This is a genomic window from Methylobacterium sp. NPDC097929 (assembly GCF_049543375.1).
Lineage (GTDB): Bacteria > Pseudomonadota > Alphaproteobacteria > Rhizobiales > Beijerinckiaceae > Methylobacterium.
Map to the genome: position 1 here is coordinate 253,985 of NZ_JBMVEP010000001.1, position 17,252 is coordinate 271,236.

The window sequence follows — 17,252 nt, forward strand, 5'->3', positions numbered from 1 at the left end:
CTTTCTCTCCATGACCCTCGTCGCCACGCTGATAGCAAACCCCGCCCGGCCCGCCATCACCGACGCAGTCCTCGCCGAAGCGCGACGGGTGCTGCGCACCGAGCATCAGCCCCGAATCCTGCACGGGGAGGTGGCCGCCGAACTGCTAGTGCCGGGCGAGCCCGAGGCGGTGCCTGCGCTCACCGAGGCGCTGCGCGCGGCGCTAGCCGGCGAACCGATCGACCTGGCCGTGCTCGCGCACGATCAGCATCGCCGCAAGCGCCTGTTCCTGGCCGACATGGACTCGACCATGATCGAGCAGGAATGCATCGATGAATTGGCCGACATGGTCGGTCTCAAGCCGCAGGTCGCCGAGATCACCGAGCGGGCCATGCGTGGCGAGATCGCTTTCGAGCCGGCCCTGCGCGAGCGCGTGCGCCTGCTGAAGGGGCTGTCCGTCCACGTCATCGACGGGCTGATCCGCGATGCGATCCGGCTCACCCCCGGCGGCCGGACGCTCGTGGCGACGATGCGGGCGCACGGCGCCTTCACCTGCCTCGTCTCCGGCGGCTTCACGCTGTTCACCGGTCCGATCGGAGCGACGCTCGGTTTCGACGAGACCCGCGCCAACCGCCTCGCCGTGGCGGACGGGCAGCTGACGGGCGCGGTGGAGGAGCCGATCGTCGGCGCGGAGGCCAAGCGCGCGACCGTGCTGGACCTGCGCGAGCGGCTCTCGCTGTCACCGGCCGATACCCTCGCGGTCGGCGACGGCGCCAACGACCTGCCGATGCTCGCCGAGGCCGGCCTCGGCGTCGCCTTCCGGGCCAAGCCGAAGGTGGCGCAGGCTGCCCGAGTGCGCATCGAGCACGGTGATCTCACCGCGCTTCTCTACCTTCAGGGCTTCTCGGCGGCCGAATTCGCGGCTGATGCCGTTTCCGGTTGATCGCCTCGGCCTTCACCCCTCTCCGTCATCGCGAGGCGGAGCCGAAGCGATCCAGAGCGCGACGTGTCCGGACGATGCGGAGCCCTGGATTGCTTTGGCTGAGCCTCGCAAGGACGACGGAAGAGACCGAAGCCATCAACCGGAAATCGTATTCGTCCGCTGCCGGGCCGCCGCCCTTCGTTGAAGGCGGCGCGACAATTGCAGCGTCGCGCCGCCGATCTCCTCGATCGACGAGCGGCCCTTACTCCAGCCCGATCGCGACGAAGCGCACGTCGCCGCTGGCGCTGGCGACGAGGAGAAGCACGGACTTGCGGCCCTCCTTCTTCAGGGCATCGACCCGCTTGGTCACGTCGGCCGGGCTCGCCACCGTTTCCTGACCCACCTCGACGATGACCTCGCCGGGCTGGATGCGCTTGTCGGCGGCGGTCGAATTGGGATCGACCTTCGTGACGACGACGCCGGTCTTCACGCTCTCCTTGATGCCGTAGCGGCGGCGCGCCTCCTCGGTCAGACCCGAGAGGTTCAGGCCGAGGATCTGCCGGTTGACCGCTTCCGGCTCGGGCTGCTTGACGTTGGCGACCTGCGTCTTCTCGCCGTCCTCCAGGCGTCCGAGCACGACCGACTTCGTCTGCTCCTCGCCCTTGCGCACCACCTGGATGTCCACGGTCTTGCCGACCGGCGTCGCGGCGACGATGCGCGGCAACTCGCTGGAGGACTTCACCGGCACGCCATTGAACTTGGTGATGACGTCGCCGACTTCGAGCCCGGCGGTCTTGGCCGGCCCTTTCTCGTCCACGCCCGCCACCAGCGCGCCCTTGGCCCCGCCCTTGAGGCCCAGCGCCTCGGCGGTGGCGTCGTCGACGTTCTGGATGCGCACGCCAAGCCAGCCGCGGCGAACCTCGCCGAACTCGCGGATCTGGTCGATGACCGGGCTCGCCGTCCCGGACGGCACCGCGAAGCCGATGCCGACCGAGCCGCCCGACGGCGACAGGATCGCGGTGTTGATGCCGATCACCTCGCCGTCCATGTTGAACAGCGGTCCGCCGGAATTGCCCTTGTTGATGGCCGCATCCGTCTGGATGTAGTTGTCGTAGGGGCCGGACTCGATGTTGCGGCCCCGGGCCGAGACGATGCCGGCGGAGACCGAGCCGCCGAGCCCGAACGGGTTGCCGATCGCCATCACCCAATCGCCCGGACGCATCTTGTCGCTATCGCCGAAGGGCACCGCCTTGAGCGGACGCTCGGCCGTCGGCTTCACCCGGAGCAGGGCGAGGTCGATCTTCGGATCCTTGCCGATGATCTCGGCCTTCAGCTTGGTGCCATCGGCCAGGATGACCTGGATGTCGTTGGCGTCGCCGATGACGTGGTTGTTCGTCACCACCACGCCCGCGGCGTCGATGATGAAGCCGGAGCCGAGCGAGTTCGACTTGCGCGAGGGTGCGCGCGGGCTGTCGTCCTCGCTGCGCGGGCTGCCCTGGCCGCGGCGCTTGAAGAATTCCTCGAACAGATCCTCGAAGGGTGTGCCCTGGGGCAGCTGCGGCAGGCTCCGGCCGCTGCGGCTGTTGGCCTCGACGGTGGTGGAGGCCGAGATGTTCACGACCGCGTCCGTCACCTTCTCGGCGAGGTCGGCGAGCGATTCTGGACCGCGGGCGAAGGCCGGGACGGGCAGGGCGGTCGCCGTGACGGCGAGGCCCAGCACCGCGGCGGCCAGGGCCGAGGAGGCGCGCCGGGCGAGCGACGGCTGTCGGCCCCGGGCGGCGTTCGCGGCGACTCTCATGGATGTTTCCTCAGGTTCCGGACGGCATTGTCAGGCATGCCTATAAATTCGTCGGCCGGCGCCCCGATCAAGGGCGCCGGCCGGTCGCGTGTGGAGGGCCGCTCGGTCGTCAGCGCACCGAGCCGGTCGTCGCCGCACCGCCGGCGGTCGGCTCGGCGCCGCCGCTGCGCGCGTTCGGGCTGCGGCCCTGCGGGTCTCCGAAGTAGCGGAAGAAGTCGGAGTTCGGGCTCACGACGAGCCGCGTGTCCTGGCCCTTCAGCGCATGCTCGTAGGCCTGCAGCGAGCGATAGAAGGAGAAGAAGCCGGCATCCGCTCCGAAGGCTTCCGCCAGGATGCGGTTGCGGTCCGCCTCGCCCTGACCGCGCAGTTCGTCCGCCTTCTGCGTGGCTTCCGCCAGGATGACGGTCACGTCGCGGTCGGCCTTGGCCCGGATCAGGGTCGCGGCCTGCTCGCCGTTGGCGCGGATGTCGGTGGCCTCCTTCTTCCGCTCCGAGGTCATGCGGTCGTAGACCGCCTGGCTGTTCTTGGCGGGAAGGTCGACGCGGGTCATGCGCAGATCGACGATCTCGATGCCGAGCGCTTTGGCCTGCTTGTTCACGTCCTCCTGGATCGTGTTCATCAGGTTGGCGCGGTCGGTCCGGACGATCGCGTCACGGCTGGAGCGGGCCAGCACATTGCGCAGGGACGAGTTCGTGAAGCTCGCCAGACGCTGGTTGGCAAGCGCGATGGTGCCCACCGACTGGTAGAACTTCAGCGGATCGATGATGCGGTAGCGCGCGAAGGCGTCCACTTCGAGGTTCTGCCGGTCCGCGGTGAGCAGGGTCTGCACCGGCAGGTCGAGGTCGAGCACCCGCTTGTCGAACAGCACGATGCTGTCGGCGAACGGGACCTTGAAGTAGAGGCCCGGCTTGTTCTGGCCGACGGGGTTCAGCACGTCGCGCACGCGGCCGAGCTGGAGCACGAGGGCCTGCTGCATCTGGCCGACGGTGAAGACCGAGGCGTAGAGGCCGACCGCGATCGCCGCCGCGATGACGACGAGGCCGGTGCGAAGGGCGGGATTATTCATCGGCCCTGTCCTCCGCTCGTCTGGTTCCGGCCGCCATCGGTCAGCGGCAGGACGGGCAGGACACCCGCTGCGTTGGCACCGGAGACGCCGCCGCTCTGGTCGATGATGGTCTTGTGCACGGAGCCGAGCACCTTCTCCATGGTTTCGAGGAACATGCGCTCGCGGCTGATCTCGGGCGCGGCCTTGTACGATTCGTAGACCTGCTTGAAGCGCGCGGCTTGACCGGTCGCCTCGGCGGTGGCCTGGGAGGCGTAGGCCTCGGCGCCCTGCACGACCTTGCTCGCATTACCCCGGGCTTCCGGCACCACGCGGCTCAAGTAGGTCTCGGCCTCGTTGCGCACCTGCTGGGCGTATTGCTGGGCGGCGTTCACGTCGATGAAGGCCGGACGCACTTCCGGGGGCGGGTTGACGCTGGTGAGCTGCACCACCTCGATGCGCACGCCCGCGCCGTACTCGTCGAGCGCCGCCTGGACGATCTCCTTGACTTCCTGCGCGATGCTCGATTGCTCGTTGGTCAGGATCGCCTGGATGTTGCGCCGGCCGATCACCTCGCGCATCGCACTTTCGGCGATGGCCTTGATGGTGCCGTCCGGGTTGGCGAGGTTGAAGACGTAATCCTCGGCCTTGAGCGGGTTGACGCGCCACTGCACCTCGAAGTCGAGGTCGACGATGTTCTCGTCGGCGGTGAGCATCAGGCTCTCTTCCGCCACGTCGCGCTGGCGGGCGGTGCCGCCGCCGGTGACGTAGCCGATCGGAATCGAGTTCACGACGCCGACATTGGGCTTCTGCACGCCGCCGATCGGGTAGGGGAAGTTGTAGCGCAGGCCCTCGCCGGACTGGCCGGTGTAGCGCCCGAAGATCGTGTTGATGCCGACCTCGTTGGGCTTCACGATGTAGAAGCCGGTCAGCAGCCACGCGCCGAGCACGAGGCCCGCCGCGACCAGGATTCCCTTGCCGCCGCCGAAGCCGCCGCCCGGCATGACGCCGCGGAGGCGATCCTGTCCGCGCCGGAGCAGATCTTCGAGATCGGGGGGCGTCTTGCCGCCGCCCCCGCCACCCCAGGGACCGCCGCCATTGCCGCCGCCGGGACGGCCCCAGGGGCCACCTCCGCCGCCGCTCTGATTGCTCCAAGGCATTCTCGACGTGATCTCCTGCTGAAGCCGATCTCCGCGGATGCGGAAGACCCTGTTCCGAAACCCGATCCCCTCGACCCACCTTCAGGCGGGTGAAGCCGGTTTTGCCAACCGCCAGAACGCGTTTGCGGTGCCGCATGGACGCTGCGCACCTGAGTGGCCCCATGCGGTCCTGTCAAGGCTGGCAGGTGGGCCTGCCCCGCGTCAACCGCAACGGTCTGAAAGGCGCGATGCCGAGCCCGACCCCTGCGGCCAATGCGCCTCGCACCATCAACCGACGCCCACGCGCTCCCAATCCACGAACCGGAAGGCGAACTCGTCGCGCTCGCCGGGCCCGTGCGCCTCGCGAAACGTCTCACGGAAATCCGCCCGGTCGAAGGGCGGAAAATACGCATCGCCCGGCGGCTCCGCCTCGACCTCGGTCAGGTGCAGCCGGTCGGCGTGGGGCAGGGCCAAGGCGTAGATCTCCGCGCCGCCCACCACCATAAGTTCGTCCCCGCCCGCGGCTTCGAGCGCGCCGGACCAGTCGTGGACGACCGTCGCGCCGGGGATCGCGAGGCTGCGGTCACGGGTCAGGACGAGGCTGCGGCGGCCCGGCAGCGGTCGGCCGATCGAGTCCCAGGTCTTGCGACCCATCAGAATGGGCTTGCCCATGGTGAGCGCCTTGAAGCGCTTCAGGTCGCTCGACAGGCGCCAGATCAGGCTGTTGTCGCGGCCGATCACGCCGTTGCGGGCGATGGCGGCGATCAGGGCGATAACGGGGCGCGGCATCAGATCGCCACCGGGGCCTTGATGGCGGGATGCGGCTCGTAGCCCTCGATGGCGATGTCCTCGAAGCGGAAGTCGAAGAGCGAACGGATTTCGGGGTTCAGCCGCAGGCGCGGCAGGGCGCGCGGCGCGCGGGAGAGCTGCAGCCGGGCCTGATCGAGATGGTTGGCGTAGAGATGGGCATCGCCGAAGGTGTGGACGAAGTCCCCCGGGGCGTGGCCCGTCACCTGCGCCATCATCGCCGTCAGCAGGGCGTAGCTCGCGATGTTGAAGGGCACGCCGAGGAAGGCGTCGGCCGAGCGCTGGTAGAGCTGGCAGGAGAGCCGCCCGTCCGCGACGTAGAACTGGAACAGGCAGTGGCAGGGTGCGAGCGCCATCCGGTCGAGGTCGGCCGGGTTCCAGGCCGAGACCACGAGGCGGCGCGAATCCGGGTTTCGGGCGATCTCGTCCAGAACCCAGGCGATCTGGTCCACGGTGCCGCCGCCGGGCTTCTCCCAGGAGCGCCACTGCTTGCCGTAGACGGGGCCGAGATCGCCCTTCGCGTCCGCCCACTCGTCCCAGATCGTGACGCCGTTCTCCTTCAGGTAGGCGATGTTGGTGTCGCCTTTCAGGAACCACAGCAGCTCGTGGACGATCGAACGCAGATGCAGCTGCTTCGTCGTGACGAGGGGAAAGCCCTGCGACAGGTCGAAGCGCATCTGGTGGCCGAAGACCGAGAGCGTGCCCGTGCCGGTGCGGTCCTCCTTGCGGACGCCCTCGGTCAGGATGCGGTCGAGCAGATCGTGATAGGCGCGCATGACGCCTCAAGGTCTGGCGCCCCCTCGCGCCGATGTCGAGTCGCGCTTCGGCGCCGTCCCGGCTTTCCGGAGAGCTTGGTTACGCGCGCCTCAGGCCGTCAGAGCAACCGTGGCCCGAGCTGATAGGCGATCAGGCACAAATTGCTCCAGCCGTGCAGCAGGATGCAGGGCCAGAGCCGGCCGGTGCGCCAGCGCAGCCAGCCGAGGGTCAGCGCCAGCGGCAGGAGGGTGAGCGGCCGGGCCAGCGCACTCGTCTTGCCCGGCTCGAGCGAGACGTGGGCGAGGCAAAACAGGAGCGCCGTGGCCGCGATCGTGCCCGCCGGACCGAGGAAGGCGCTGGCCCGGGCGAAGGTCTCGCCGCGCAGCAGCATCTCCTCGGCGACCGGGGCGAGCACCACGACGAAGGCCAGCCAGAGGGCCAGCATCGTCGGACTCAGGAAGGGCGAGAGACGGACCCCCTGTCCGAAATTCATGTGCAGGGCCGCCGCCGTGGTCGTCACCCAGGCGATGTGGATCAGGGGCCAGAGTGGCAGGAGCAGCCAGAGCCGCCGCATCGGCGCCCGCGGCTGGGCGGGCGCGGCGAGACCGAGCCGTTGGCGCCAGCCGCGGCCGGACATCCACACGGCCCCCGCGATCACGAGCAGCGCCATCAGGACCTGCCGGATCGCGTCCACCGCGACGCTCCGACCGGCGATCTCGGCCAGCGGCAGGCGCGGGCGCCGCTCCGTGCTCAGGAGCGGGTCGATGCCGAGGCGCAGATCCCCGCCGACCCGCACGAGCAGGATGGCGAGAGCGCTCGCCACGAGCAGAATCAGAAGCGGCACCGCGACGAGGAGCAGCACCTGTCCGAGCCAGGTCAGGGCGCGCCGCAGGGGTGAATTCGAGGGCGCGGGCCGGCGCGCGCCGAGGCGGGCGGGCGGCATATCGGCCACGCTCGCAACGCGGAGCGGGTCTGAGCGCTGATCGCTCTTCAAAACCGCCGTCGGCCTCTCTATATTCGCTTTGCCGGTCGCAAGGCCGGCTATGGCGATAAACGTTCTTCGCAATAAACCTATCGGACCCGGGGGCGGTACCCGGCGCCTCCACCCGAACCCAGGACCGATGGCCGCACGGCCGCGATGTTGGGTTCCGGCGGGGGCGAAATAGGATCGACGAGGGCGTAAAGGGTGAGCTTTCGCTCGGCATGGTTCCGCCGTTATCGGGCCTTTGCAATAGTTGCCAACGACAACTTTGCTCCGGTGGCTGTCGCCGCGTAAGCGGTGCCAAAAACCGACCTAAAGTCCTAGCGGGTAGCACCGCATAGGCGGGGTTCGGAGGTACCTGGCAACAGAAACCTCCACTCACTTTCCACGACCCGGCGCAGCCGCCATCCGGCCGTGACCGGCGAAGCGAGCGCCGATGGCCGAAGATCTGATCCGTTACGATCTCCTGGTTCAGGACGCCCTGCGCGGCGTCGTGCGCAAGGTGCTGACCGACGCGGCCCGGGAAGGCCTGTCGGGCGAGCACCACTTCTACATCTCGTTCCGGACCGAGGCGCCGGGCGTGCGCATGTCGCAGCGCCTCCGCGAAAAATACCCGCAGGACATGACGATCGTCCTGCAGCACCAGTTCTGGGATCTCGGCGTGACCGAGCACAGCTTCGAGGTGGGGCTGTCCTTCTCCGGCGTGCCCGAGCGGCTGCTGATTCCCTTCGACGCCCTGTCGGGCTTCTTCGACCCATCGGTTCAGTTCGGCCTCAAGTTCGATCTGAACGAGGGCGAGGAGGCGGAGGTCGTCGACGAATCGCAGCCGAGCGCGCCGGCAAAGACCGGCCCGCGCGGCGCGGCCTCGGAGCCCGCCGAGATCAAGCCGAAGGGCACCGGCATCGCCACGCTGCCGAACGGACCCAAGATCGTGCCGGCCCTGCCCGCCGCGGGCAAGGCGAAGCCGGACGACAAGTCCGAGGACGGCACCGAGGCGCAGCCCGAGGCCGCCGAGAAGGTCGAGCGCGACGGCACCGCCGAGGTCGTGAGTCTCGACGCTTTCCGCAAGAAGAACTGACGCCGCGCCTCTCGATCGAAGCATCACCGTCATCGCGAGGCGATCCAAGGCGCGACCTGTCCGGAGAGGGCAGCGGCCCTGGATCGCTTGCGCCGGCCTCGTGCCGACCGCGTGGGCTCGTCTCCCCGATCGGACGCGGTGCGGTCAGCCCCGTCGCCGTGCGACCATGCGCAGCCCCTCCTTGGGGCGCAGCGTCACTCGGTGGAGCGGCGTCACCGGTGGGTGGCCCGGCGGCAGGGTGAGCTGGACCGCCCGCGCGACGTGAGCGAGCACCAGCGTCGCCTCCTGCACCGAAAAGCTCTGACCGATGCAGACCCGCGGCCCCGCGCCGAAGGGCAGGTAGGCGTAGCGCTCGATCGCGTCGCGGCGCGCACCGACGAAGCGCTCGGGGATGAAGGCGTCGGGCTCCGCCCAGAGCTTGCGGTGCCGCTGCATCACCCAGGGGGCGATGATGACGGTGGAGTTGCGTGGGATCTTCACGCGGCCGATCCGGTCCTCGCGCAGGGCCTGCCGGCTCAGGAACGGCACCGGCGGGAAGAGCCGCATGGTCTCCTCCATCACCGCCTTCGTGAACGGCAATCGATCGAGCTGCAGGGCGCCATCGGGGCCGGCGGCGTCATCGACCTCCGCCTCGACGCGTTCGCGGGCGGCCGCATCCTGCGAGAGGCAGTAGAGCGCCCAGGTCAGGGCGTTGGCGGTGGTCTCGTGGCCGGCGGCGATGAAGGTGACGATGTTGGCCTTCACCTCGATGTCGGAGAGACCCTTGCCGGTCTCCGGGTCCTGGGCCGCGAGCAGCAGGGTCATCAGGTCGTGGGGCGCCTCGCCCCGGGCCAGGGCCGCCTTGCGCTGGTCGAGCAGGGTATCGACCACCTCGGCGAAGAAGCGCAGGGCCGGCCGCGCCCGCAGGCGGCCGAGCCGCGGCACGAAGGCGGGGAAACCGAACACGTCGAGCGGATCGATCGGCCCGACCGATTCGAGGAGCCGGGTGATGGCCCGGCCGAGCGCGTCGGGATCGCCGGGCAGGCCCTGCGTGAAGATCGTCCGCTCCAGCACGTCGAGGGTCGCGCGGGTCATCTCCAGGGCGATGTCGACGGTGGCGCCGTCGCGGCGCGCCAGCCGGCGGGCGAGGCGCGCGCCCGCCGCATCCATCTGCGCCACGAAGCCGGCGACGTGACGGGCGGAGAAGATCGGGGCCAGCGTGCGGCGCTGCAGGCGCCACTCGTCGCCCTCCGCCGTGAGCAGGCCGTTGCCCAGACCCGGCGCCAGCACGCGCTTCTGGAGGTCGTCCTTGCGGTAGTTGGCGGCGTTCTCGACCAGCAGATAGCGCACCAGGGCCGGATCGCTGACGACGGTGACCCGCCCCATCGCCGTCTCCCCGGCGACGACGAACTCCTCGAAGTGCGCGTCCATCCAGGTGGCGATCGGGTTCTCCCGGACGGCCTTGAGGAAGGCGAACAGGCCGAGCGGCCGGGTCAGCGGCGGCGGAACCTTGGGTCGGAACGGCCCGGCATCCGCGCTGCGGGCCGGAAGGGACGGCAGATCCAGCATCGAGGGGAAGAACCTTGCGAGGAAACTCGGCGGTAACGGATTCCGCGATGCGTCATTCCCCGGTTTCGGGCCGGCATCGCGCTTGTCACCGTGCTTCGTTAAGTAGGGCCGCATCCGAGCCAACGAAGAGGCCACGATGTCGCCGCACGAGACCCCCGCCGTGGAAACCCGCACGGAGTCCGACACCTTCGGCCCGATCGAGGTGCCTGCCCACCGCTACTGGGGCGCGCAGACGCAGCGCTCCATCCAGAACTTTAAGATCGGCACCGAGCGCCAGCCGGCGCCGCTCGTGCACGCGCTGGGCATCGTCAAGCAGGCCGCCGCCCTGGTGAACAAGGATCTCGGCGGGCTCGAGCCCAGGATCGCCGACGCGATCGCCGAATCCGCTGCCGAGGTCGTCGCCGGACGGCACGACGACGAGTTTCCCCTCGTGGTCTGGCAGACCGGTTCGGGCACGCAGTCCAACATGAACGCCAACGAGGTCATCGCCAGCCTCGCCAACGAGCGGCTCGGGGGCAAGCGCGGCGGCAAGTCGCCGGTCCACCCGAATGACCATTGCAACCGTGGCCAGTCCTCGAACGACACCTTCCCCACCGCCATGCACATCGCGGTCGCCCGCGAGGTGCAGGAGCGGCTGCTGCCGGCGCTCTCCCACCTGCACGCCGCGCTCGACGCCAAGACCAAGGCGTTCGACTCCATCGTCAAGATCGGCCGCACCCACTTGCAGGATGCGACCCCGGTCTCGCTCGGCCAGGAATTCTCCGGCTACGCCGCGCAGGTGGCGCTCGGCGGCGCCCGCGTCGCGGCCACGCTTCCCGGCGTCCTCGCCCTGGCCCAGGGCGGCACCGCCGTCGGCACGGGGCTCAACGCGCATCCCGAATTCGCCGATCGCTTCGCCGCCAAGGTGGCCGAGCTGACCGGGCTTCCCTTCACCTCCGCCGAGAACAAGTTCGAGGCGCTGGCCAGCCACGACGCCCTGGTCTTCCTTCAGGGCGCGCTCACGGCCCTAGCTTCCGGCCTGTTCAAGATCGCCAACGACATCCGCCTGCTCGGCTCGGGCCCGCGCTCGGGCCTCGGCGAGCTGTCGCTGCCGGAGAACGAGCCCGGCTCCTCGATCATGCCGGGCAAGGTCAACCCGACCCAGTGCGAGGCGCTGACCATGGTCTGTGCCCAGGTGATCGGCAACGGCACCACGGTGAGCTTCGCCGGCAGCCAGGGCCATTTCGAGCTCAACGTGTTCAAGCCGGTGATCGCCAACGCGGTGCTGCAATCGGTGCGGTTGCTCGCGGACGCCTCCGTCAGCTTCACCGACAATTGCGTCGTCGGCATCAAGGCCAACACCGACCGGATCAGCGACCTCATGAGCCGCTCGCTCATGCTGGTGACCGCGCTCGCGCCCTCCATCGGCTATGACAAGGCCGCCGAGATCGCCAAGACGGCGCACAAGAACGGCACCACCCTGAAGGAGGAGGCCCTGCGCCTCGGCTACGTCACGGAGGAGGAGTTCGAGCGCGTCGTTCGGCCCGAAACCATGCTGGCGCCGAGCGCGGAATAAGCGCAAGATTCGTCCACCCGGCGCGGAGCGTGCGCGCCGGGTGGACCGGAGGCGACTATGGTGGCCGAGATCATCAATCTGCGTCAGGTGCGCAAGGATCGCGAGAAGGCGGCCAAGGAGGCCAAGGCCGCCCAGAACCGGGTGCTGTTCGGGCGGCCGAAGAAGGCGAAGACGCTGGCCGAGACGCGCAAGACCCTCGAGCAGACCCGCCACGAAGGCCACCGGCTCACCGAACCCGACAAGGAATGACGCGGCCGCCGATCCCGGGCGTCGCCAAGCGCTCGGTGATGATCGCGGGCCATCGCACCAGCGTCTCGCTGGAGGCGGAATTCTGGTCGGCACTCCAGGAGATCGCGCGGGCGCGCGGACAATCGGTGCAGGCGCTGGTCGGCGCCGTCGATTCCGCGCGCGGCGCGCGCAACCTCTCCTCCGCCCTCAGGGTCTTCGTGCTCGGCGCGGTGCGCCAGGGTCCGTTAGAGCGCGCCTTCGCGGATGGCGCCGGGATCGGCGAGCGCGTGCAGGATGCCGGCGGCGGAATGGGCGAAGCGTAGGGTCACGGCCTTGCGCCGGGCCGGGCTCAAGGGGTGATCCGGCGGATCGCGCAGGATCGCGGCGCCGAAGGAATCGGCGACGATGAGGCCGCACTCCTCGGGGATCAGCGATTCGGGCACGGTCTCGGGGATCGCGAAGAAGAAGCGATCGCAATAGTCGCGGTAATCCGGCCATTTCCGGTCGGCGCGGAAATCGGCCACGCTCGACTTGATCTCGACGATGGTGAGCCGCCCCGCCCCGCACAGGGCGATCACGTCGGCCCGCCGCCCGTTGGCGAGCGAGAACTCGGGCAGGCTCACGCAGCCCATCTCCGCGAGCAGCCGCCGCACCCCGCGCTGGATGTTGAGCGCGGTCGGCGATTGGCGGCGGTCGGGCGGCAGGACGATGTTCGCGAGGGCTGTGGACATGCCGGGTGCGGTGACTTGCGGATGCGGCCGAATCGAGTCCCCGTATCCTGCCAGGGGCGTCAGGCCGGTGTCACGGGCCGCTTTGCCGCACGCCGAGCGCCGCCCGGATCGCCTCGAAGCCATCCGTCAGCGCCGCCGGACCCGGCTGCAGGATCAGCGGCGACTTGATCTCGTGGATGCGCCCCTGCGCCACCGCGGGGATCGAAGCCCAGCCCGGCCGCGTGCGGATGCGCTCGACGTTGACGCGCTTGCCGCACCAGGAGGCGAGGATCACGTCGGGCGCCGCCGCGATCACCTGATGTGAGGTGACGATCCGGTCCTTCGCCGCAGGCTCGCGGCTCAGATCCGAAAAGATGTCCTGCCCGCCGGCATGGCCGATCAGGTCGGAGACCCAGCCGATGCCGGAGATCATCGGCGCGTCCCATTCCTCGAAATAGACCTTGAGCCGCGGACCCTCCGCCCGCTCCGCCGCGGCGGCGCTGAGGCGCGCCTCGTAGGAGCGGGCCAGCGCCTCGGCCCGCTCCCCGGCCCCGACCAGGGCGCCGAGCGTGCGGATCATCGCGAGGCAGCCCGCCACGTCGCGCTGGTTGAACAGGTGGACCGCCACCCCCGCCCGGGCGAGGCTCGCGGCGATCTCCGCCTGGAGGTCGGAGAAGGCGAGGACGAGGTCCGGTTCGAGGGCGAGGATCTTCGGGAGGTCCGCGCTGGTGAAGGCGGAGACCCGCGGCTTCTCGCGGCGCACCTGCGGCGGGCGCACGGCGTAGCCCGAGACGCCGACGATGCGTCGGTCCTCGCCCAGCAGGTAGAGCGTCTCGACGGTCTCCTCCGTCAGGCAGACGATCCGTTCGGGCGGGAAGCGGCGCATCTCAGTGCTTGAGCCACGCGAACAGCCCCGCTCCGGGCGCGAGCATGACGAAGGCCCAGACGAAGGCGGAGAGCCAGTTGGCGATCTGGAACGGGAGGCGGTTGACGCCGAAGCTCCCGGCCACCAGCGGCACCACGGCCCGGGCCGGACCGATGAAGCGCCCGATCGCCACCGCGCCCGAGCCCCAGCGCCGGATGAAGCCCTCGGCCTTCAGGGTCATCTCCGGGTGGCGGCTCATGGGCCAGATCCGCTTCACGTCTTCCTTGAAGTAGCGGCCGACCTCGTAGGAGACCCAGTCCCCGAGGCCGGCGCCGATGCCGGCGCCGATCACCATGGGCCAGAGCGGCAGATCGCTGGAGCCGATCAGCGCGCCGATCGCGAGCAGGATGAAGGTCGCGGGGACGAGCAGCGAGAGAACCGCCAGCGATTCGCAGAAGGCGATGACCCCCGTCACCAGCGGTGCCCAGGCCCGGTGCGCCTCGATGAACGCCACGACGGATTGCTTGATCGTCTCGAAATCCATGCTCTCTCCGGCCGCGGTGACGCTTCATCTGGCCGAGCCGCAACGCTCGGGCAAGCCGGCAGGATGCGCCCTGCGGCCACTTGAGCTACCACCAGGGCCGCACGCGGACACCGGAGCGTCATGAAGGTCCTGTCGATCCAGTCGCACGTCGCCTACGGCCATGTGGGAAATTCCTCCGCCGTCTTTCCGATGCAGCGGCTCGGCGTCGAGGTCTGGCCCGTCCACACCGTGCAGTTCTCCAACCATACCGGCTACGGCCAGTGGCGCGGGCGCGTCTTCGACGGGCCGGCGGTCGAGGAGGTGGTGCAGGGCGTGGCCGAGCGCGGCGCGCTCAAGGCGTGCGACGCGGTGCTCTCCGGATATATGGGCTCGGCCGATATCGGCACGGCGATCCTGCGCACGGTCGCCGCCGTGCGGGCCGCGAACCGCGCGGCCCTGTTCTGTTGCGATCCGGTCATCGGCGACACCTATTCCGGCGTCTACGTGCGCCCCGGCATCGCCGACTTCATGCGGGATCAGGCCGTGCCGGCGGCCGACATCCTCACCCCCAACCAGTTCGAGCTCGACCTGATCTCGGGGCAGCCCAGCGACACGCTGGAGGCGGCCAAGGCCGCACTCGGCTCGGTCCAGGTACTGGGCCCGCGGGTCGTGCTCGTCACCTCGCTCGTCACCGCCGAGACCCCGCCCGACGCCATCGATATGATGGCGGGGGAGGGCGGCTCGTTCTGGCGGGTGCGCACGCCGCGGCTCGACCTGAAGGCGGTCTCCGGGGCGGGCGACGCCGTCGCCGCGCTCTATCTCGTGCACTACCTGCGCACGGGCTCGGCCGCGTTGGCGCTGGGCATGGCCGCCGCCTCCATCCACGGGCTGCTGCGCCGCACGGCGGAGGCCGGCTCGGCGGAGCTGCTGACCGTCGCGGCGCAGGACGAGTTCGTCGCCCCGAGTTCGGCCTTCCCGGTCGAGGTCGTCTGATCCGCCCGCCCGAGTGATCCCGGAGGCTCCATGCCGCAACGCCGCTTCGCCACCCTCGATGTCTTCACGGACACGCCGCTCGCCGGAAACCCGCTCGCGGTGGTGCTCGATTCCGAAGGGTTGGACGCAGCCGCGATGCAGGCCATCGCCCGCGAATTCAACCTCTCGGAGACCGTCTTCGTGCTGCCGCCGGAGGAGGCGCGCCACCGGGCGCGGCTGCGCATCTTCACGCCCGCGCGGGAACTGCCCTTCGCCGGCCACCCGACGGTCGGGACGGCGGTGCTGCTCGCCCTGCGCGACCGCGCCGAGCGGCAGGCCGCCGCGCTGGCCGACGCCGCCGCCTTCGGGCTGGAGGAAGAGATCGGCATCGTCTCCTGCGCCGTCGAGGGCGCGGCGGACGGGGCCAGCGGACGCGCCCGCTTCAAGCTTCCGGTCCTGCCGCGCTATCTCGGCGAAGCCGCGGCGCGGGACGCGATCACCGAAGCCCTCGGTCTCAGGTCGTCCGAGATCGGCTTCAACCGCCATCTTCCGAGCCGCCACGGCGCCGGCCCCTCCTTCACCTTCGTGCCGCTGGCCTCCCACGACGCCCTCGACCGGGCGCGGCTCGATTCCGGCCGGTTCGAGCGCCTGTTCCCCGACGGCACGGCCGATGCGCTCTACCTCTACGCACTCGATCCGGAGGGGATCGGCCATCGCTACCAAGCGCGGATGTTCGCGCCCCATCTCGGCGTGGCGGAGGATCCCGCCACGGGCAGCGCCGCGGCGGCCTTCGCGGGCGTGCTGATGCAGTTCGAGCCCCTCGGCGAGGGCACGCACGACGTGCTGATCCGCCAGGGCGTCGCCATGGGCCGCCCGAGCACCATCGACCTCCAGCTCGTCATCGCGGAGGGCGGCCTGCGCTCGGTCGAGATCGGGGGGCATGCGGTCGTGGTGAGCGAGGGGACCCTGCGTGTCGATTAAGAGGGCGGGCGAGGTCGCGCCGGGCTTCTCCCTCGTGACGCTGTCGCGGATCTCGGCCCGGCGCGTCGCCTACGACTGGGCCTGGGCCCGGGACAATGAAGCGGCGATCGACCAGAACTGGGAGCGGCGCCTCGCGAAGACGCCGGGCCTGTTCGACGGCACGGTCTTCCTCGCCAGCGGCTGCGCCATCGCGGACGGCGCCTGCGAGGCGGCCCTGTTCGAGGCGCCCTACTCGCGCTTCATCGCCTTCCGCGATGCGGGCGTGCCCGACGCGCTGGTGGCGAACGCTTTTGCGGCCATCGTCCCGCACAGCACCGACGGGGCGGTGATCCTCGGCGTCATGGGGGCGCACACCGCCAATGCCGGGCAGATCTACTTCCCCTGCGGCACGCCGGATCAGGGGGACCTGCGCGAGGACGGCACGGTCGATCTCGCCGGCAGCGCGGCGCGGGAGTTCCTAGAGGAGACCGGCCTCACCCTGCCCGAGGGGGCGGAGGAGGAATGGGCGCTGCTGCGCGGCGACGGTCAGCTCGCCTTCCTGCGCCCCGTCCGCTTCGATCTCGACGCGGAGGCGTTGAAGGCGCGCATCGAGACGCATCGCGCCCGCGAGGACCAGCCGGAACTGGCCCACGGCGTCGTCGCCCGCTCGCGGGCCGACATCGACGCCGCTCGGATGCCGGGCTTCGTCCAGGCCTATCTCGCGAGCATCTTCCCGGAGTGAGAGGGACGGGCGGCGCCCGGCCCTTTCCTCAACGGTAGCCGTAACGCGTCTTGGCCGCTGCCAGCAGGCTCATCGCCTCACCCTCGCGCCCGGCGGCGCAGGCCTGGGCCGCTTTGTCGAGGTCGGCGCCGAAGCGCGTGCCGACCGCGGCGGAGAGATCGCCGGTCTTCACGTCGCCGTCGACGATGGCCTGCGTGCGGGCGATGGTCGGGCCGCAGCCGCTGCCCGTCGGCAGGGCGGCGATCGCGGGGGCGGCGGCGACGGGCGCCACCGGGGGCGGCGCACTCGACTGGCAGGCGCTCAGGGCGCAGCCGAGGAGGGCGAGGGAGACGGCACGAGGAAGCGGCGCGGGCACGACTTGTCTCTCCGGTTGCGCGAGGAGGTTCGTTGCAGCCAAGCTTGGCCGGCGGGTTTTGCCCCCGGCGGCTGCACCGGTCAATCGCCGTAGGGGGGCGGGACAGGCATGTGCTTGTCACGATCCCCGGCAATCGGTACATACCGCCACCCTGGTCGCGCGATGGTCCGATGGCGGTCCGCCGGCGAGTCAGCCTCTGAGGAGAATCGAGCGTGGCCCCTGGCCGCTCCGTGCAGACGAACGAGGGTGCCGCTTTCGCGGCCGCGTCGTCCTGCGCGCTCATTCTCGTAG

The 17,252-nt window shown here is 70.2% G+C and carries 19 protein-coding genes and 1 other RNA gene; 9 read left to right on the forward strand and 11 right to left on the reverse strand.

Annotation, left to right across the window (positions count from 1 at the left end):
* Window positions 1-10: 10 nt before the first annotated feature.
* Window positions 11-922, forward strand: coding sequence for a phosphoserine phosphatase SerB (serB, locus tag ACPCJR_RS01205; protein ID WP_391511074.1), 912 nt, complete (start codon window positions 11-13; stop codon window positions 920-922).
* Window positions 923-1,163: 241 nt separating this feature from the next.
* Here serB and ACPCJR_RS01210 read toward each other — a convergent pair whose 3' ends face one another.
* The 6 genes from ACPCJR_RS01210 to ACPCJR_RS01235 all read right to left on the reverse strand — a co-directional run bounded on the left by ACPCJR_RS01210 (window position 1,164) and on the right by ACPCJR_RS01235 (window position 7,386).
* Window positions 1,164-2,699: a Do family serine endopeptidase gene (locus ACPCJR_RS01210; protein ID WP_391511073.1), complete on the reverse strand. Its 1,536-nt coding sequence runs from the start codon at window positions 2,697-2,699 to the stop codon at window positions 1,164-1,166.
* A 109-nt stretch (window positions 2,700-2,808) separates the two neighbouring features.
* Window positions 2,809-3,765: a protease modulator HflC gene (hflC, locus tag ACPCJR_RS01215; RefSeq protein ID WP_391511072.1), complete on the reverse strand. Its 957-nt coding sequence runs from the start codon at window positions 3,763-3,765 to the stop codon at window positions 2,809-2,811.
* The gene (gene hflK, locus ACPCJR_RS01220; protein WP_391511071.1) at window positions 3,762-4,901 is read right to left on the reverse strand and encodes an FtsH protease activity modulator HflK; all 1,140 of its coding nucleotides are present in this window, start codon (window positions 4,899-4,901) and stop codon (window positions 3,762-3,764) included. Before hflK ends, hflC begins: the two co-directional genes overlap by 4 nt.
* Before the next feature lie 267 nt (window positions 4,902-5,168).
* The gene (locus ACPCJR_RS01225) at window positions 5,169-5,669 is read right to left on the reverse strand and encodes a dihydrofolate reductase (RefSeq protein WP_391511070.1); all 501 of its coding nucleotides are present in this window, start codon (window positions 5,667-5,669) and stop codon (window positions 5,169-5,171) included.
* Window positions 5,669-6,463 (reverse strand): thymidylate synthase, encoded by a 795-nt coding sequence (locus tag ACPCJR_RS01230; protein WP_391511069.1) that lies wholly within the window; start codon window positions 6,461-6,463, stop codon window positions 5,669-5,671. Before ACPCJR_RS01230 ends, ACPCJR_RS01225 begins: the two co-directional genes overlap by 1 nt.
* Before the next feature lie 98 nt (window positions 6,464-6,561).
* Window positions 6,562-7,386: a CPBP family intramembrane glutamic endopeptidase gene (locus ACPCJR_RS01235; RefSeq protein WP_391511068.1), complete on the reverse strand. Its 825-nt coding sequence runs from the start codon at window positions 7,384-7,386 to the stop codon at window positions 6,562-6,564.
* Window positions 7,387-7,428: 42 nt separating this feature from the next.
* On the opposite strand from ACPCJR_RS01235, the gene ssrA reads away from it, so the two are divergent.
* Both ssrA and ACPCJR_RS01245 read left to right on the forward strand, forming a co-directional pair.
* Window positions 7,429-7,804: a transfer-messenger RNA gene (gene ssrA, locus ACPCJR_RS01240) on the forward strand.
* 57 nt (window positions 7,805-7,861) lie between these two features.
* Complete coding sequence (locus tag ACPCJR_RS01245; RefSeq protein ID WP_391511067.1) at window positions 7,862-8,503, forward strand: SspB family protein; 642 nt, start codon at window positions 7,862-7,864, stop codon at window positions 8,501-8,503.
* A 144-nt stretch (window positions 8,504-8,647) separates the two neighbouring features.
* Here ACPCJR_RS01245 and ACPCJR_RS01250 read toward each other — a convergent pair whose 3' ends face one another.
* The gene (locus ACPCJR_RS01250; RefSeq protein WP_391511066.1) at window positions 8,648-10,051 is read right to left on the reverse strand and encodes a cytochrome P450; all 1,404 of its coding nucleotides are present in this window, start codon (window positions 10,049-10,051) and stop codon (window positions 8,648-8,650) included.
* A 136-nt stretch (window positions 10,052-10,187) separates the two neighbouring features.
* Here ACPCJR_RS01250 and fumC point away from each other — a divergent pair, with 136 nt between their 5' ends.
* From fumC to ACPCJR_RS01265, 3 genes are read left to right on the forward strand one after another with little or no spacing between them, the layout of a single operon-like run.
* Complete coding sequence (fumC, locus tag ACPCJR_RS01255) at window positions 10,188-11,606, forward strand: class II fumarate hydratase (protein ID WP_391511065.1); 1,419 nt, start codon at window positions 10,188-10,190, stop codon at window positions 11,604-11,606.
* A 60-nt stretch (window positions 11,607-11,666) separates the two neighbouring features.
* Window positions 11,667-11,855: a DUF4169 family protein gene (locus ACPCJR_RS01260; RefSeq protein WP_391511223.1), complete on the forward strand. Its 189-nt coding sequence runs from the start codon at window positions 11,667-11,669 to the stop codon at window positions 11,853-11,855.
* Entirely contained in the window at window positions 11,852-12,157 is a 306-nt protein-coding gene (locus tag ACPCJR_RS01265; protein ID WP_391511064.1) for a ribbon-helix-helix domain-containing protein, read from the forward strand. The genes ACPCJR_RS01260 and ACPCJR_RS01265 overlap by 4 nt, the downstream gene beginning before the upstream one ends.
* Here the strand turns inward: ACPCJR_RS01265 and ACPCJR_RS01270 are convergent.
* The 3 genes from ACPCJR_RS01270 to ACPCJR_RS01280 all read right to left on the reverse strand — a co-directional run bounded on the left by ACPCJR_RS01270 (window position 12,080) and on the right by ACPCJR_RS01280 (window position 13,953).
* A complete protein-coding gene (locus ACPCJR_RS01270) occupies window positions 12,080-12,565 on the reverse strand; it encodes an MmcB family DNA repair protein (RefSeq protein WP_391511063.1) in 486 nt (161 codons plus the stop codon). The two genes, ACPCJR_RS01265 and ACPCJR_RS01270, sit on opposite strands and share 78 nt — an antisense overlap.
* Before the next feature lie 70 nt (window positions 12,566-12,635).
* Window positions 12,636-13,430, reverse strand: a complete 795-nt coding sequence (locus ACPCJR_RS01275) for a cobalamin-binding protein (protein ID WP_391511062.1) — start codon at window positions 13,428-13,430, stop codon at window positions 12,636-12,638.
* Between the two features lies 1 nt (window position 13,431).
* On the reverse strand, window positions 13,432-13,953 hold the full coding sequence (locus tag ACPCJR_RS01280; RefSeq protein ID WP_391511061.1) for a DedA family protein: 522 nt from the start codon (window positions 13,951-13,953) through the stop codon (window positions 13,432-13,434).
* A gap of 120 nt (window positions 13,954-14,073) precedes the next feature.
* On the opposite strand from ACPCJR_RS01280, the gene pdxY reads away from it, so the two are divergent.
* From pdxY to ACPCJR_RS01295, 3 genes are read left to right on the forward strand one after another with little or no spacing between them, the layout of a single operon-like run.
* Window positions 14,074-14,925, forward strand: a complete 852-nt coding sequence (pdxY, locus tag ACPCJR_RS01285; RefSeq protein ID WP_391511060.1) for a pyridoxal kinase PdxY — start codon at window positions 14,074-14,076, stop codon at window positions 14,923-14,925.
* A 30-nt stretch (window positions 14,926-14,955) separates the two neighbouring features.
* Window positions 14,956-15,885 (forward strand): PhzF family phenazine biosynthesis protein, encoded by a 930-nt coding sequence (locus tag ACPCJR_RS01290; protein WP_391511059.1) that lies wholly within the window; start codon window positions 14,956-14,958, stop codon window positions 15,883-15,885.
* Entirely contained in the window at window positions 15,875-16,606 is a 732-nt protein-coding gene (locus ACPCJR_RS01295; protein ID WP_391511058.1) for an NUDIX hydrolase, read from the forward strand. The genes ACPCJR_RS01290 and ACPCJR_RS01295 overlap by 11 nt, the downstream gene beginning before the upstream one ends.
* A 28-nt stretch (window positions 16,607-16,634) precedes the next feature.
* Here ACPCJR_RS01295 and ACPCJR_RS01300 read toward each other — a convergent pair whose 3' ends face one another.
* The gene (locus ACPCJR_RS01300; RefSeq protein ID WP_391511057.1) at window positions 16,635-16,961 is read right to left on the reverse strand and encodes a hypothetical protein; all 327 of its coding nucleotides are present in this window, start codon (window positions 16,959-16,961) and stop codon (window positions 16,635-16,637) included.
* Window positions 16,962-17,252: the final 291 nt, after the last annotated feature.

Bases quoted from the DNA above. Each gene is read 5' to 3' on its own strand.
- serB (WP_391511074.1), top strand. From the start codon at position 11: ATGACCCTCGTCGCCACGCTGATAGCAAACCCCGCCCGGCCCGCCATC.
- ACPCJR_RS01235 (WP_391511068.1), bottom strand. From the start codon at position 7,386: ATGCCGCCCGCCCGCCTCGGCGCGCGCCGGCCCGCGCCCTCGAATTCA.
- ACPCJR_RS01210 (WP_391511073.1), bottom strand. From the start codon at position 2,699: ATGAGAGTCGCCGCGAACGCCGCCCGGGGCCGACAGCCGTCGCTCGCC.
- ACPCJR_RS01270 (WP_391511063.1), bottom strand. From the start codon at position 12,565: ATGTCCACAGCCCTCGCGAACATCGTCCTGCCGCCCGACCGCCGCCAA.
- ACPCJR_RS01275 (WP_391511062.1), bottom strand. From the start codon at position 13,430: ATGCGCCGCTTCCCGCCCGAACGGATCGTCTGCCTGACGGAGGAGACC.
- ACPCJR_RS01290 (WP_391511059.1), top strand. From the start codon at position 14,956: ATGCCGCAACGCCGCTTCGCCACCCTCGATGTCTTCACGGACACGCCG.
- ACPCJR_RS01230 (WP_391511069.1), bottom strand. From the start codon at position 6,463: ATGCGCGCCTATCACGATCTGCTCGACCGCATCCTGACCGAGGGCGTC.
- fumC (WP_391511065.1), top strand. From the start codon at position 10,188: ATGTCGCCGCACGAGACCCCCGCCGTGGAAACCCGCACGGAGTCCGAC.
- ACPCJR_RS01265 (WP_391511064.1), top strand. From the start codon at position 11,852: ATGACGCGGCCGCCGATCCCGGGCGTCGCCAAGCGCTCGGTGATGATC.
- ACPCJR_RS01280 (WP_391511061.1), bottom strand. From the start codon at position 13,953: ATGGATTTCGAGACGATCAAGCAATCCGTCGTGGCGTTCATCGAGGCG.
- hflC (WP_391511072.1), bottom strand. From the start codon at position 3,765: ATGAATAATCCCGCCCTTCGCACCGGCCTCGTCGTCATCGCGGCGGCG.
- ACPCJR_RS01225 (WP_391511070.1), bottom strand. From the start codon at position 5,669: ATGCCGCGCCCCGTTATCGCCCTGATCGCCGCCATCGCCCGCAACGGC.
- pdxY (WP_391511060.1), top strand. From the start codon at position 14,074: ATGAAGGTCCTGTCGATCCAGTCGCACGTCGCCTACGGCCATGTGGGA.
- ACPCJR_RS01245 (WP_391511067.1), top strand. From the start codon at position 7,862: ATGGCCGAAGATCTGATCCGTTACGATCTCCTGGTTCAGGACGCCCTG.
- ACPCJR_RS01250 (WP_391511066.1), bottom strand. From the start codon at position 10,051: ATGCTGGATCTGCCGTCCCTTCCGGCCCGCAGCGCGGATGCCGGGCCG.
- hflK (WP_391511071.1), bottom strand. From the start codon at position 4,901: ATGCCTTGGAGCAATCAGAGCGGCGGCGGAGGTGGCCCCTGGGGCCGT.